The following is a 14,674-nucleotide window of genomic DNA, read 5'->3' as shown; positions in this document are numbered from 1 at the left end:
TGTTGAAATCCCAATCGCACCCAGCGTCCTGGCTTTCGTGTGCTCCGGCTAACGAGCTTCTACGCTGCGATATAATGTTCCTGACTGAAAATCCAGGGCTATCTGAGGTAAGCACCGATGGGTATGCACAGTGGGGGTTGGTGGTCGTACATCCGCTACGATGAGGATCAGGATCGACCGGAAGTAAGCCGTGCGCTGCTGCGCCGAGTGTCCGATTATGCTTTCCCATACTGGAAGGGCGTCGTCGTTGTATTGATCACGATGCTGGCAATCTCGTTGCTCGCGCTGATCCCGCCGCTGCTCATTCGGGATTTGATCGATCACGCTATTCCACAAAAGAATCTCACACGGCTCAACCTGCTGGCGTTGGGCATGGTCGCAGTGCCCCTGGCAAACGGACTGCTCGGAGTGATCCAGCGCTACACCAGTGCGCGCATCGGTGAGGGCATCATATTCGACCTGCGCCGTTCCGTTTATGCGCATTTGCAAAGCATGAGTCTGCGGTTCTACACGAATACACAAGTGGGTGAGATGATGTCCCGCTTGAACAACGATGTGATCGGCGCACAGCGAGCCATAACCGGAACTCTGGTTACGATTGTCAGCAACATCTTCTCTTTGATCGCGACGTTGGTATTGATGTTGTCACTCGAGTGGCGCTTGACGCTGATCGGAATCGCCATTCTGCCGCTGTTTGTCCTGCCCGCACGCCGGGTTGGCAAGGTGCTGCGCAGGATCGCAAGAGAATCGATGGATCTCAACGCACGCATGAATGCCCTGATGAATGAGACGCTCAACATCAGCGGCGCGCTGTTGATCAAGATTTTCGGGCGTCATAAATCCGAGATTGCACGATTCGAAGAACGAGCTGCAGGCGTGCGAGATATTGGCGTGCGCCAGGCTGTGGTAGGCCGTTGGTTCAATCTCGCCCTGAGCTTGTCCGGCGCCATCGGCACGGCTCTGGTCTTCTGGGTGGGTGGTCAATTGGTGCTGCGCGGCGCTTTCACCATCGGCACCATCGTCGCATTCACTGCATATCTGAGTGACCTGTATGGCCCGCTCATGGCAATGACCAATGCGCGGGTTGAGTTCGCCACTTCGATGGTCAGTTTCGAACGGGTCTTCGAGGTCATGGATTTGCCCATCGAGATCCAAGATCGTCCGAATGCAATTTACCTCAAGAATGCGCAAGGCCACATCCGCTTTGATGACGTGTCCTTCAGTTACAGAGGCTCCCAAGAAGCGATCGTCGGCCTGGAGGAAGTGCGCCGCTTTCGATGGGGACGCCATGCCGCGTACGTGATATCGGAAACGCCGGCCAGGGAAGGCGGTGGAACCGCGCCTGAAGGCGACGACGAAATTCGCTACGCACTTCGAGAGGTCAGTTTTGAGGTGAACGCGGGCGAGATCGCAGCGCTCGTCGGGCCGAGCGGAGCCGGAAAAACGACGATCACGTACCTGATTCCCAGGCTGTATGACCCCACGCAAGGCCGCGTTCTACTCGATGGCCATGATATCCGCGATCTGGCCATCGATTCGCTGGCCGAAAATGTCGGCATGGTCACGCAAGAAACTTTTCTGTTCCACACGACATTGGCGGAAAACCTTCGCTACGCCAAACCCGATGCGACGCAAGCGGAACTCGAGCGCGCTTGCCGCGCCGCGAATATCCACGGTTTCATTGACTCCTTGCCGCGCGGCTACGATACGGTCGTTGGCGAACGCGGCTATCGACTTTCTGGTGGCGAGAAACAGCGCGTGGCCATCGCCCGCGTTCTATTGAAAGACCCGAAAGTGTTGATTCTGGACGAAGCCACCAGCCATCTCGATTCTCAATCCGAAGCGCTTATTCAACAAGCGATGGAGGTCGTGATGCAGGGCAGAACTTCATTCGTGATCGCCCACCGGCTGAGCACGGTCATCGGTGCGGATCAGATTCTGGTGCTCGATGAGGGCCGACTGGTCGAACAGGGCCGTCACGATGAATTGCTGACCATGGGCGGGATGTACGCCCAATTGTACGAAACGCAGTTCAGGGTCGCGGTGTAAGCGCTGCGCCGCGCCTCATCCCGTCATTGCGTACGGTGCTCCTGCTCGCTTCATTATTTCAAATCCTTGTAAAATACGTGCAACCTGAGGACAATCTCTGCGTATAGGAAGTAGAAACGCTCGCGGACAAAGAGACGGGTATGCCTGATCGGACACAGGAACAGGAATGGATAGGCCTCGCCGTGCTTGGCGATGATGATGCATTCGCTCGTTTGGTCGAAGCGTATCAGTCGCCCGTCTACAACCTTTGCTACCGTATGTTGGGTGACGGGGCGGAAGCGGAAGACGCAGCGCAGGAATCCTTCCTCAAGGCCTATCAGGGACTCGGCAGCTACGATTTGAATCGTTCGTTCACGACCTGGCTGCTTTCCATCGCTTCGCATCACTGTATCGATCGTCTGCGGAAGAAACGCATTCTGGCCCTGTCTTTGGAGGACCTGCTTCCGAGTCAGGAGAAGCCCGATGACAAACCGGGTCCGGAAGCCATGGTCGCCCGTTCCGAGACCGAGGAATCGGTTCGTAACGTGCTGCATCAATTGGCGGAGAAAGACCGTGCCGCGATCGTTTTACGTTACTGGTATGAGATGTCGTACGAGGAGATATCGCAAACGCTTTCCCTTACCGTTTCGGCCGTGAAAAGCCGGTTGCACCGGGCCCGGCGTGAAGTAGCACAGCAGTGGATGGAACAGGAAACCAGTCTTTTGACGACGCGAGGTAGACATGATGAAGCATCAGCCCTTTGAGAAATGGTTGTTCGAGCAGGATGCGCTCTCCGGAAGTGAGGCGCGCTTGCTGCAGGATCATCTTGCCTCTTGTGCGCGGTGTGCTGCGTATGCAGAAGCGCTGCATGCCGTAGAAAGCCGGTTTTTCAATGCGGCAACGCTGTCGCCTCGCCCGGGTTTCACGCAGCGCTGGCGCGCGCGCCTGGCACGTCAACGAAGAATCGAACGCCAGCGGGAGACTACATCATCCGTGGCGACGCTCACGGCGGGTTTGTTTGTGCTGCTGCTCGTTCTTGGTGCCCGGCTTTTGCCGCTGCTTCAACTGGTAGCTCCTCAATTCATCGCCTGGTTCGAAAACATTTCCGCCATGCTCGTACATCTGAACCTGGCCCGGGAAATTCTGGGCACGATCTTGGAGAGCACGATCACCAGCATTCCGCTGGGGTATCGTATTGCCATTCCTTTCGTATTGTTCACGATGTTTGCCTTATGGTTTACATCGATGTATCGTCTCGGCATTTTGCCGTTTCGTAGGAGGTTATAAGATGAAACGTTTATCTGCAGTTGTGGGTTTGATTGTCCTGCTGACTCTTGCCATTCCCACGCCCGCATTTGCCAGTGAATCCTCGGATGGCCGCGTCGTTCTTGGCGGCACCTATCGCCTCGAAAGCGGAGAAATCCTCGATGGGGATCTGGCGGTTATCGGTGGGGCGGCCTACCTGGAGGAAGAATCACGCGTCACGGGCTCAGTGCTCGTGCTGGGCGGCAATCTCGAGGTTTACGGCCAGATCGATGGCGATGTGATCATCGTCGGAGGGAATACCAATCTCGGTCCTGCTGCGTTGATCCAAGGTGACGTGGCTACGCTGGGTGGGAATCTGAACGCGGATGCGGCACAGATCCAGGGTGATATCATCAGCGGCACGGATTTTGCGATCCCTTACGATTTTGAGAATTTCGAGTTCGAATTCGATCGTCTCTCCGTACCACCCCTGCCGGGCTTCGGAATGAGTATCGAGGCGCGAGTGATCTCGTACCTATTCATGAGTTTCCTGATGACGGCGATCGCGGTGATGGTGGTGCTGTTCTGGCCGAAACCCACTCGAACGGCGGCGCAAGTCGTGATCACCAAGCCCGCCGCAGCCGGAGGATTGGGTTTGCTGACCCTTTTCGTGGTCATGCCCGTGTTGACCCTTCTCATCGTCACGGTCTGCTTGATCCCGGTCTCACTCGTCGGGTTCCTGGTATTTGGGGTGGCCTGGGTCTTCGGCATCGTCGTGCTCGGTTATGAAGTGGGGAACCGGCTCGAAAAGGCGCTCAATCAGGATTTCCAGCCGGTGTTGTCCGCGGGGTTGGGCACGCTCGTGCTCAGCCTGGTCGTCGGTGGGATCGTGTTCATCCCGTGTTTCGGTTTTCTCTTCTCCCTGTTGGTCGGGGCTTTCGGTCTGGGGGCGGTCTTGCTGACCCGTTTCGGTACACGAACCTACCCATACATTGAGCCCGAATTCAGCCCTCCCAGTATGGCCGCAGAAGCGGAATCCTCGTCCAAAAAGAGTCCGGACGAATCCGAGGAGGGCAAGGATCAGTGAGGCCGGAACATTCAGCGAAGAAAAGTGCGGACGGAACTCCTTCGACATTGGATCCCTCTTGATAAAGGTCCGTTCGTGAGGAACGAACGCAAGGGAGTGATGGCAAATCACTCCCTTGTGATTCCTTTATGTCCTATTTAGCGGACGCCATAATTTACTTTTCGTGACGATCGACCTGTGGGGAACCTTAAAATTTTATAAATTGCGGTCTGAAGACTAGCGCGAGGGTTGGGGGATGCGCTATAATGCCTCACATCCTCAAGGACTCAGGTTGCAGATGTCATTTGTCCACTTGCACGTACATTCTGAGTATTCCTTGCTGGATGGCCTGAGCCGGATTCCGAAACTGGTGCGACGCGCGGCTGAACTCGATATGCCGGCCATCGCCCTGACGGATCACGGCGCCATGTTTGGGATCGTCTCTTTCTATCAACAGGCGCGCAAAGCAGGTATCAAGCCGATCATCGGCATGGAAACGTACCTCGCCGCCCGCGGCATGAAGGATCGCGATCCGAAAATGGACGGGCGATCCTTTCATCTTCTACTTCTCGCCGAGAATCAAACGGGTTACAAGAATCTGCTGAAGATTGCCACTGCAGCTCAGCTGGATGGCTTTTATTACCGGCCTCGCATCGATCGCGAATTTCTCGCCGAGCACAGCGAGGGGTTGATCTGCACGACCGGCTGCATGTCGGGGGAGATCCCGCGTGCGCTGCTGCAGGGCCGCCCGGATCACGCTCGCGAACGTCTCGATTGGTATTACGATGTTTTCGGGCGCGATCGCTTTTTCTTCGAATTACAGCATCACGACATCCCCGAACTGCCTGCGGTAAACCAGCAGTTGATCGACCTCGGAAAACACTATCAAGCGAACTTCATCGCCACGAACGACGTGCATTATGTAAATCCACAAGACGCTGCCTTGCAGGACATCCTGCTCTGCATCCAAACGGGAGCCGTGCGAAGCGATCCGGATCGCATGCGCATGACGGATCCATCGTATTATCTACGCCCGGCAGAAGAAATGGCGCAGCTCTTCGGCCATGTGCCCGGCGCGCTGGAGAACACGCTGCTCATCGCCGAACGCTGTAATGTGGATCTCGATTTCAAGGGTTATCATCTGCCCAATTTCGAAGTGCCGGAGGGGTATACACCGCAGTCGTATCTTCGCGAGTTGTGCGACGCCGGGCTGCGCGGGCGCTACGGCGATCACGCTTCGGATGCGGTTTATCAGCAACGGCTCGAATACGAACTCTCCATCATCCACAACATGGGATTCGACACCTACTTCCTCATCGTCTGGGATTTGTGCCGCTATGCGCGTGAACAGGGCATCTGGTACAACGCGCGCGGTTCGGCGGCCGGTTCGATCGTGGCCTACTGTCTCGGTATCACTCTCGTCGATCCCATCGATCACGGGCTGATTTTCGAGCGCTTCCTTAATCCGGGACGTGTCTCCATGCCGGATATCGACCTCGATTTCCAGGACGATTTGCGCTGTAAAATGCTGGAGTATACGGCCAACAAGTACGGCCGGGATCGCGTGGCGCAGATCATCACGTTCGGCACCCTGGGCGCGCGTGCGGCGATTCGGGACGTCGGCCGGGTGTTGGACATCCCGCTTCCCGAAGTCGACCGTATCGCTAAAATGGTGCCCAACATCCCCGGAAAGCCGGTCAGCATTCCCGAGGCGCTCAAGACCGTCGATGCGCTGCGGGAAGCCTGCAGCGAGACGTCTTACCTGCGGGAACTGATCGACACGGCGGCTCAACTGGAAGGCGTCGCGCGCAACGCTGGTACGCACGCCGCGGGCGTGATCATCACAGATTTGCCCATCACGGAATACATTCCCTTACATCGCCCTACTGGCGGTCATCAGGACGACAATCCCGTCGGTGCCGTCACGCAGTTTGAAATGAACGTGCTCGATTCGCTCGGACTGCTCAAGGTCGATTTCCTGGGTCTCTCGACGCTCACGGTGATGGCCAGAGCCTGCCGCCTGATCCGCGAGAACCACGGGATCGATCTGGATATTCATTCCATTCCTCTCGACGATCCCGATACGTTCGAGCTGCTGGGCCGCGGAGACGTCTTGGGAGTCTTCCAGGTTGAAGGCGCGGGAATGCGCCGCAATCTGATCGAGATGAAACCGCGCGAACTTGCGAACGTGGTTGCCATGGTCGCGCTGTATCGACCCGGCCCGATCGAGAAGATCCCCGATTACATCCGCCGAATGCATGGCCAGGAGCGCATCGAGTACCTGCACCCGGCTTTGGAACCGATCCTGAAAGAGACATTCGGCATTACCGTTTATCAAGAGCAAATAATGTATACGGCCATGAATTTGGCCGGCTATTCGGCCTCCGATGCGGATAATCTACGCAAGGCCGTGGCGAAGAAGAAAGCGGCAGTCTTACGCAAGCACCGCAGCACCTTCGTCAAAGGCGCCGTCGAGAACGACATCCCGGAGAGTGCGGCCAACACGATTTTCGATCAGTGGGAGACCTTCGCCCGCTACGGTTTTCCCAAAGGTCACGCCGCCGACTATGCCGTGATCTGCGTGGAAACGGCATATCTCAAGGCACACTACGCACTGGAGTACATGACGGCTTTGCTTTCCGTTTTCAAACACGACAGCGACAAGGTGGCAATTTACATTGCAGACTGCCGGCGCCGGGGATTCGACGTCCTGCCGCCGGATATCAATCACAGCGGGCTCGATTTCCAAATCGAACCCAGGACGGATGAAGAATCTCCGGGGGCGATTCGCTTTGGATTGGGTGCGATTAAAAACGTTGGAGAAGGCGCCATCGAAAAAATCCTGGACGCCCGGGAAACGGGCGGAGTATTTAAATCACTCACGGACTTCGCTCAACGCGTGGACTTACGCCAGGTCGGGCGGCGCGCCATCGAAAGCCTCGCCCGCGTGGGCGCCATCGATTCGTTGGCCGATCGCGCCGCCGTGCTCGAATCGACCGATCGTTTGATGGCGGTATCGGCTTCGCATTTCCGCGCCGTCGAAGTCGGGCAAATGACGTTTTTCGACTCGTCTTCTGCTGCAGCGGAAAGCCCGCAGTTCGACGCCGCTGCGGTAGGAATACCGCGACGCCGTCAGCTTCGTTGGGAAAAGGAACTCCTCGGTGTTTATGTTTCTGACCACCCATTGACGCCGTACATCGATACACTCTCGGAAACCGTCACGCACTACAGCGCAGAATTGGAAGACGCCATTCACGGGCAAACGGTCGTCGTGGCCGGTGAAGTCAGTCACGTTCGCCCCTATCAGACTCGCAGCGGAAAACCGATGGGTTTCGTGACGCTCGAGGATCTGCAGGGAAACATCGAACTGGTCGTCTTCAGCCGGGTTTGGAGCAGGGTCACGGACTGGCTCCACGAGGACATGATCGTGATCGTGAAAGGCAAGGTCGACCTGGAGCGAGGGGAACCCAAGATCCTGGTCGACCATATCACCGCCGAGCTGCCCGAGGGAAAATCCGACAAATTCCGCGAGACGAAGCTGGAAGGGATCCCCGAAACGAACGTCGTCGACGCGATGATTGAAGAACCAGCGCCGGTCGAATCCTTCCCCGAAGATTTCGAGACGGCCGTTGAGGAAGTTCATCTGTCCATCGCCGAAAGTGAGCCGCCGATGGAATCCGTCGATGCGACGCTGCAGCCCGAAGCAACGCAGGGAGATGCGCAGCAGACTCCAGGGGAACTCGCCGAGTCACAAGCGGAGAAGAAGGAGGAAAGCCCGCCTTCCGGCAACGGCAAAAATCGTCCTTCGGTCGAGGAGCCCACCGCTCGGGCTTCGAATTACGGGCCCGATGTGGAATCTTCGCGTGGGGGAAGTTCGAACCCACAGATATTGACGATCCTGCTGAAATCTTCCGGCGACCGCAACAAGGACACCCTGCGCATGCGGCGAGTGCATGGTTTGCTGACCTCGTATCCGGGCAACGATAAATACGTGTTTCACGTGTTTGAAGCTTCCCGCAGATATCATCTTGAATTTCCGAACTCGACGACAGGCTATTGCCCCGAGTTACATTCGCAGTTATTATCTTTGCTGGGAGAAGGTACAATTCGAGTAGAACCGTTGAGGATGCAATGACAGCGACAAAAATCAAACGTATGGGAATACTATCTTCCGGCGGTGATGCCTCTGGAATCAATCCCTGTATTCGCGCCGCTGTGCGCACTGCAATCACGAAGAACGTTGAGGTCATGGGAATCTACGAGGGCTTCGACGGCCTGATTCGCGGGGAAATGGAAGAACTTCGCGCCCGGGATGTGGGCGGAATCCTGCAGCGCGGCGGAACGTTCCTGCGAACGGCTCGCTGCCCCGAATTCAAAACCAAGAAGGGGCAGCGCGAGGCGCTGCGCGAGTTGAATGAATCCGAAATTGACGGTCTGATCGTGATCGGCGGCGATGGTTCGATGCACGGCGCCCATGCTTTGGCGGGGTACGAATTCCCGGTCGTGGGCGCTCCGGCGTCGATCGACAACGACATCTACGGCACGGAGATGTCCATTGGCGTCGATACGGCCTTGAACACCATCATGGAAGCCGTGGACAAGCTACGCGACACGGCCTCTTCCCATCAACGCGCCTTTCTGGTCGAGACGATGGGCAGGGGATGCGGCTATCTGGCCTTGCAGGTCGGAATCGTGTGCGGCGCGGAGATGATCATCGTGCCCGAGGAGGAAGCCACGATTGACGAGGTCGCCGAGGTGCTCGAAAACGCCTACGCGCGCGGCAAGAACTCCGCCATCGTGGTCGTTGCGGAAGGTGCGAAGCTCAAGTGCAGCGAAATCGCCGCGGAACTCAATGCGCGGGACATCGGGTTTGAAACCCGGGTGACCATCCTGGGTCACGTGCCGCGAGGCGGCAGTCCGACTGCGTTCGACCGCATGCTGGCTTCCCGCTTGGGCGTCCGGGCGGTCGAATTGTTATTGGACGGGAAAACCGACATAATGGTCGGCTTGCAGGATGGAGCGATCGTGGGCACTCCGTTGGAAAAAGTGATCTCACGCAAGCAGTCCCCAAATCCGCGTTACTTTGAGATTGCGCGCATGATCAGCCGCTGATTCACGCCCAAAAATCCGGAAACAAACCAACGCCCGGCTGCATTGAGTACCGGGCGTTTCGCTTCGCTGCCGCCAGCCGGTTTTCCTGACATGCGTCAGAAGATCAGGCGTGGCGTTCGTGTACGTTTGTCCAGGCGGGTCAGTCCGGCCGCCCGGGCCAACTCGACGCCGCGCTGGTATTCCTCTGGGCGCAGATTTCGGTCGAGGTGCTCGATTCGATGTGCCTTGAAGGCCGGACGGTATTGTCCCATGACGTTCAAATAGGTTTCTTTGGAAATCTCGTCTGCGATAAACTGCACCACGCCTTCCGTGCCCGCGAGATCGTGCGGCAGGACGAGGTGCCGCACCAACAGGCCCCGCTGGGCGATGCCCGCCGGGTCGAGTCGAAGGTCTCCCACCTGGCGATGCATTTCCTTTACCGCGCTGCGGTTGACTTCCGGGTAGTTGCCGACTTTCGACAGGCGGCGGGCGGTGAGGCGGTCGCTGTATTTCATGTCCGGCATGTAGATATCGACGACGTCCTCGAGCAGTGCCAGCGCTTCGACGGAATCGAATCCACCGGTATTGTAGACAAGCGGGAGATGCAGCCCATGATCGACGGCGATCACCAGCGCTTCAAGGATTTCGGCAACGACGTGGGAGGGCGAGACGAAATTCAAATTGTGGCAGCCCGATTCCTGCAGGCTGAGCATGATCGCGGCCAGTTCCCGGGAATCCACTTCCCGGCCGGCGGGACTCTGGCTGATGTCTGCGTTCTGGCAGTACTGGCAGCGTAAGTTGCACCACGAGAAGAAGATCGTTCCGGAACCTCGCCAACCGCGCAGGGGATCTTCTTCTCCGTGGTGCGGACCGTAAGAGGCGACGAGCGCCTTCAATTTCGTGCGGCAGGCGCCCACGCGCTGCGATCGATCGACACGACAGTAGCGCGCACACAGGTCGCATGCCCGTTCATGTTGGCGCGCAACGTGCGCGCGGCGTTGCAGTTCACCTTCCTTGTGCAGACGAAGATAGCGAGGGCGCACAGCGTTCATGCGCTGATTCATCTCTCCTGTCTCGAACGGTCAATCACTCACTAGTCATGATGAAGAGCGGTTTCATTTCGAAGCTCTTGTAATGCGGGCGCAAGCGATCCGTGTTGTAAAATTTATCGACGTCGACCAATTTCGATGTGCTGGTCACGACGTCGATCGGCACGTTATCGTAGCGGCCGTTTTTCAGAACGACGAGACGGCCGTGTACGCCGGCCAGGATCAGGTCCAGCGCCAGGTTTCCGTAGGCCATGGGTACGATCGAGTCGATCGCATCCGGATCGCCGCCACGCACCAGGTAGGCCAGGCGTTGGGTGATCGTACTGATCTGTCTACCGTTGTTGTATTTGCCCGAGATTTCCTTCAGTTTGGCGGAAACCAGGTCCCCGACACCGCCCAATTTCATGTGGCCGAAAGCATCCTTATTGGTGTCTTTGATGATCATCTCGCCGCCCTCGAACATCGCGCCTTCCGAGACCAGCACCACGGAATATCTGCTTGGGTTCTTGTTGCGATCTTCGACCAGCAGCTGCGCCAGCCTGTCGATCTTGAATGTGTATTCCGGGATCACGCAGCGATTAGCCGCGCCGGCCATGGTGGGAAGCATCGCCGTAAAACCTGCGTAGCGTCCGAACACCTCGATGATCAGGAAGCGCTCGTGGGAGCCCGCGGAGGTTCGAAGTAAATTGGTCAGGCTGATCGTCCGGGTTACGGCGGTGCTAAAGCCGATACAGTAATCCGTGCCTGGAACGTCGTTGTCCATGGTCTTCGGGATGGCCACGCATTTGACGCCTTCTTGGAACAGCCGGACCGCATAGCTCAAGGTGTCGTCACCACCGATGGGGATCAAATAGTCGATACCGAGAAAATCGAGGTTCTTGAGCACCTCGGGAGTGAGATCGTTTGTCTCCTCGTTGTACGTATCCTGGAGGTGGACAGGCACCTTATCCTTGACGACACGGCTTGGATTCGTGCGCGAAGTGTGGATGAAGGTGCCGCCGGTCCTGCCGGCTTTGTTGACGATTTCTTCCGTGAGCGTCATGTAACTCTTGCTGTTGTCGGCTTTTTTATCGCGAAGGACGTTGATCGTCCCTGCCCAGCCGCGGCGGAAGCCGATGACTTCATATCCTTCGCGCAGGGCGCGAATCGTGACCGCCCGAATTGCCGGATTGAGCCCCGGCACGTCGCCGCCTCCCGTCAGAATACCGAGGACTCCTTTTTTCTTGTTTACATTTGCCATGTCTTCAACTCCAATATGAGATTTCGATGCGCGGCCATGAGAATGTGTTTTTTCATGGAACGCAAATTGATATCGATGATTCACATTCTTGTATCTTCCGCCAATCTTAGCAGAAGGGTGGATGTTTCATCAAGGTAAACCGGGTTTCGAGAAGTTAAACCCTGATGCGCTTCGAACGTGTCGCCTGATTCGCGAATGGTACGAACCTTGCAATCTCATTCATGAACGCATCCAAAAATCTCCGCAGGTCGGAACATGGAGTTGAGCGATGAAAATTCGAGGCGCGAGTGTTGCGAGAATCGTCGACCGGGTCGAAAACCTCCGAGAACCATTTCGTGAGAATGCGATCGAATGGCTGTGCCAACGTACGCAGCGTCCGTTGTCCAACCTTCAGCTTGATCTGGATCAATTCTTGGAGGAGCAAGATCCTTTCGTGCGCGATTTCTTCATCAAGGACACCCTCTCCGTTTTGGATCTTGCGGTGTCACATTTTGGCGATGGGGAAACGCAAGACTGCAGCTCCAGGCATGAGTGCTTCGACGAGATGATGCACTCGGTTTCCATCTTTCACCGATAGACGCGAACCGATACAGCCCGTCGTGAGGCAAGGCGAGTTGCTTGATTTGGCTTGCTCGTATTAACCAGGCCGCTCAGGGGACAATGGGGGTGCATCCTGCTACGGGCTCGAGCACGGATCCGATCTGGACGAAATCCGTTCCGTCCCATTCATGTTCCAGGGTCATCCATTCGCATGGGCCCAGGGGCGATCCGCCCAGCGTGCTGGCCTCGCGAAAGGTGATTACGTCGCCGATCTTCGACCACTCACCGTAATAGCCCTCGTTGTAATACACCTGGGAGAGCCCGACGCCGTTCCAGGCGTAGATGCCCAACTCATACCATAGATGGGGTCCGGATGAACGCATGGGCACGACCACCATCAGCCGGCATTCTCCGAATTCGTACGTTCCTGCCTCGGGCATCAGTTGGCGCTGGTTGGGATCCCCGCTGGCCATGTTCCAGACGTTCACCCACGCGCCACCGCTCCTGTTATCCACGGAGATCGTTTTGCCGGCGCTGCCGTGATCCGTAATGCGCACCCGCTGGTACGTGCCGTCGCAGTTCAAGCTGACACCGCCTGTCGGTGGCGTAGCCGTCAGCGTGGGTGTCTGGGTTGCGGATGCTTCCGCGGTGCTCGCAGCGGTTTCAGTTTCGATGGCGAACTCCGTTTCGGTCGCCGTTGGAGCTGCCTGGGTGACTGTAGCCGTCGTGCCGGATTCATCGGTTTCATTGCCCGAGTCCGCAAAGGGAAACGAACAGGCCAAAACAGCGCTGACGTTAAGCAGAATGACCAGGCAGAGTGCTGTGAATTTCCGTGTTCTCATCGTTCCTCCCTGGGGCGTCGATCTCCGACGAGCCGAATTCACAGCCAGCTCGGTTCGACATAGGTTCCGAAGACATCGCGCATCACTTCGATGATTTCTCCCAGCGTAGCATAGGCGTGCACGGCTTCGAGAATCAAGGGCATGGTGTTTTGCGCGCCCTGGCAGGCGAGTCGCAGCCGGTCCAGGGCCTGGCCGACGGCTCCATTATCGCGCCGCCGGCGCAGATCCCGGAGACGGTCGATTTGCCGTTGATAACCTTGCGGATCGATCTTGAGCAGCGGGATGCGCAGCGGTTGTTCGTCTTCGTAGGCGTTGACACCAACGATCAGGCGCCGTTTTTCGTCGATCTCCCGCTGGTATCGGTATGCAGACTCCTGGATCTCGCGCTGGAAGAAACCCATCTCGATCGCAGGCAGCACGCCGCCGAGTTCGTCGATGCGCTGCAGATACCTGCGGACCTGATTTTCGATCCGATTCGTCATACTTTCGACGAAATACGACCCGCCGAGTGGGTCGACGGTGTTTACAACGCCGGATTCCTGGGCCAGAATTTGCTGCGTACGCAGGGCGAGCTTGACGGCCGGCTGTGACGGCAGGGCCAAAGCCTCGTCCATCGAATTGGTGTGCAGCGATTGGGTGCCGCCCAGGACGGCGGCCAATGCTTGAATCGCCACGCGGACGGCGTTGATCTCGGGCTGCTGGGCTGTGAGGCTGACGCCGGCGGTCTGGGTGTGGAAACGCAGCAGCCAGGAGCGAGGGTTTCTTGCCCGAAATGCGTCTCGCATTTCCCTGGCCCAAACGCGTCTCGCTGCGCGGTACTTGGCGATCTCCTCGAAGAAATCGTTGTGTGCGTTGAAGAAGAAGGACAGGCGCGGCGCGAACTCGTCGACGTCCAGTCCTCGCTTCAGCGCCCAGCGAACGTATTCCATGCCGTCCGCCAGCGTAAAGGCCAATTCCTGTACCGCAGTCGCGCCGGCCTCACGGATGTGATAGCCGGAAATCGAGACGGTGTTCCATTCCGGCAGACATCTCGTGCCATATTCGACGGTGTCCGTGACGAGGCGCATCGAGGGTTGGGGCGGGAAGATGTATTCCTTCTGGGCGATGTATTCTTTGAGAATATCGTTTTGAATCGTGCCGCGCAGTCGTTCCGGAGGGACGCCTTGATTTTCCGCCGCGGCGATATACATCGCCCAGATCACAGCGGCGGGGGAGTTGATCGTCATGCTGGTGGAAATCTTGTCCAGAGGTATGTCTTTAAGCAGGGTTTCCATGTCTTCGAGCGAGGAGACGGCAACCCCGCACTTACCGAATTCGCCTGCGGCTTCGGCCGCGTCGCTGTCGTAGCCCATCAGGGTGGGTAAATCGAAAGCGATCGACAATCCGGTTTGTCCCTGATCGAGCAGGTAGTGGAAGCGCTGGTTGGTATCTTCCGCGGTGCCGAAACCGGCGAACATGCGCATCGTCCACGGCCTGCCGCGGTACATCGTTGGATGAATCCCTCGGGGAATCGTTCGAGGATCGGGTCGAGAGTCTTCGTTCGCCAGTCGTCCAGCGCTTTTTTCAGCGCTTC

The 14,674-nt window shown here is 57.4% G+C and carries 11 protein-coding genes; 7 read left to right on the top strand and 4 right to left on the bottom strand.

The features are described 5' to 3' along the window. Positions 1–117 precede the first annotated feature (117 nt). The 6 genes from P8Z34_08215 to pfkA all read left to right on the top strand — a co-directional run bounded on the left by P8Z34_08215 (position 118) and on the right by pfkA (position 9,451). Entirely contained in the window at positions 118–2,049 is a 1,932-nt protein-coding gene (locus P8Z34_08215) for an ABC transporter ATP-binding protein (protein MEJ2550653.1), read from the top strand. A gap of 140 nt (positions 2,050–2,189) precedes the next feature. Then, positions 2,190–2,792 (top strand): sigma-70 family RNA polymerase sigma factor, encoded by a 603-nt coding sequence (locus P8Z34_08210; protein ID MEJ2550652.1) that lies wholly within the window; start codon positions 2,190–2,192, stop codon positions 2,790–2,792. Continuing rightward, complete coding sequence (locus P8Z34_08205) at positions 2,770–3,315, top strand: zf-HC2 domain-containing protein (protein MEJ2550651.1); 546 nt, start codon at positions 2,770–2,772, stop codon at positions 3,313–3,315. Before P8Z34_08210 ends, P8Z34_08205 begins: the two co-directional genes overlap by 23 nt. Position 3,316: 1 nt before the next feature. Continuing rightward, on the top strand, positions 3,317–4,360 hold the full coding sequence (locus tag P8Z34_08200) for a hypothetical protein (GenBank protein MEJ2550650.1): 1,044 nt from the start codon (positions 3,317–3,319) through the stop codon (positions 4,358–4,360). Between the two features lie 277 nt (positions 4,361–4,637). Beyond that, the gene (locus P8Z34_08195; GenBank protein MEJ2550649.1) at positions 4,638–8,474 is read left to right on the top strand and encodes a DNA polymerase III subunit alpha; all 3,837 of its coding nucleotides are present in this window, start codon (positions 4,638–4,640) and stop codon (positions 8,472–8,474) included. Continuing rightward, complete coding sequence (gene pfkA, locus P8Z34_08190) at positions 8,471–9,451, top strand: 6-phosphofructokinase (protein ID MEJ2550648.1); 981 nt, start codon at positions 8,471–8,473, stop codon at positions 9,449–9,451. Before P8Z34_08195 ends, pfkA begins: the two co-directional genes overlap by 4 nt. Positions 9,452–9,546: 95 nt before the next feature. On the opposite strand, the gene P8Z34_08185 is transcribed toward pfkA, so the two are convergent. Further along, entirely contained in the window at positions 9,547–10,482 is a 936-nt protein-coding gene (locus tag P8Z34_08185; protein MEJ2550647.1) for a radical SAM protein, read from the bottom strand. Positions 10,483–10,516: 34 nt separating this feature from the next. Beyond that, positions 10,517–11,719, bottom strand: coding sequence for a 6-phosphofructokinase (locus tag P8Z34_08180; GenBank protein MEJ2550646.1), 1,203 nt, complete (start codon positions 11,717–11,719; stop codon positions 10,517–10,519). A gap of 268 nt (positions 11,720–11,987) precedes the next feature. On the opposite strand from P8Z34_08180, the gene P8Z34_08175 reads away from it, so the two are divergent. Continuing rightward, positions 11,988–12,296 (top strand): hypothetical protein, encoded by a 309-nt coding sequence (locus P8Z34_08175; GenBank protein MEJ2550645.1) that lies wholly within the window; start codon positions 11,988–11,990, stop codon positions 12,294–12,296. Between the two features lie 73 nt (positions 12,297–12,369). Here P8Z34_08175 and P8Z34_08170 read toward each other — a convergent pair whose 3' ends face one another. Beyond that, positions 12,370–13,101: a hypothetical protein gene (locus P8Z34_08170; GenBank protein ID MEJ2550644.1), complete on the bottom strand. Its 732-nt coding sequence runs from the start codon at positions 13,099–13,101 to the stop codon at positions 12,370–12,372. Positions 13,102–13,139: 38 nt separating this feature from the next. Beyond that, positions 13,140–14,600 (bottom strand): methylmalonyl-CoA mutase family protein, encoded by a 1,461-nt coding sequence (locus P8Z34_08165; GenBank protein ID MEJ2550643.1) that lies wholly within the window; start codon positions 14,598–14,600, stop codon positions 13,140–13,142. Between the last annotated feature and the right edge of the window lie 74 nt (positions 14,601–14,674).

It is taken from the genome of Anaerolineales bacterium, assembly GCA_037382465.1.
Classification (GTDB): domain Bacteria; phylum Chloroflexota; class Anaerolineae; order Anaerolineales; family E44-bin32; genus WVZH01.
The sequence above is the reverse complement of the archived record's forward strand: the minus strand, read 5'-3'. Positions and strand labels throughout refer to the sequence as shown.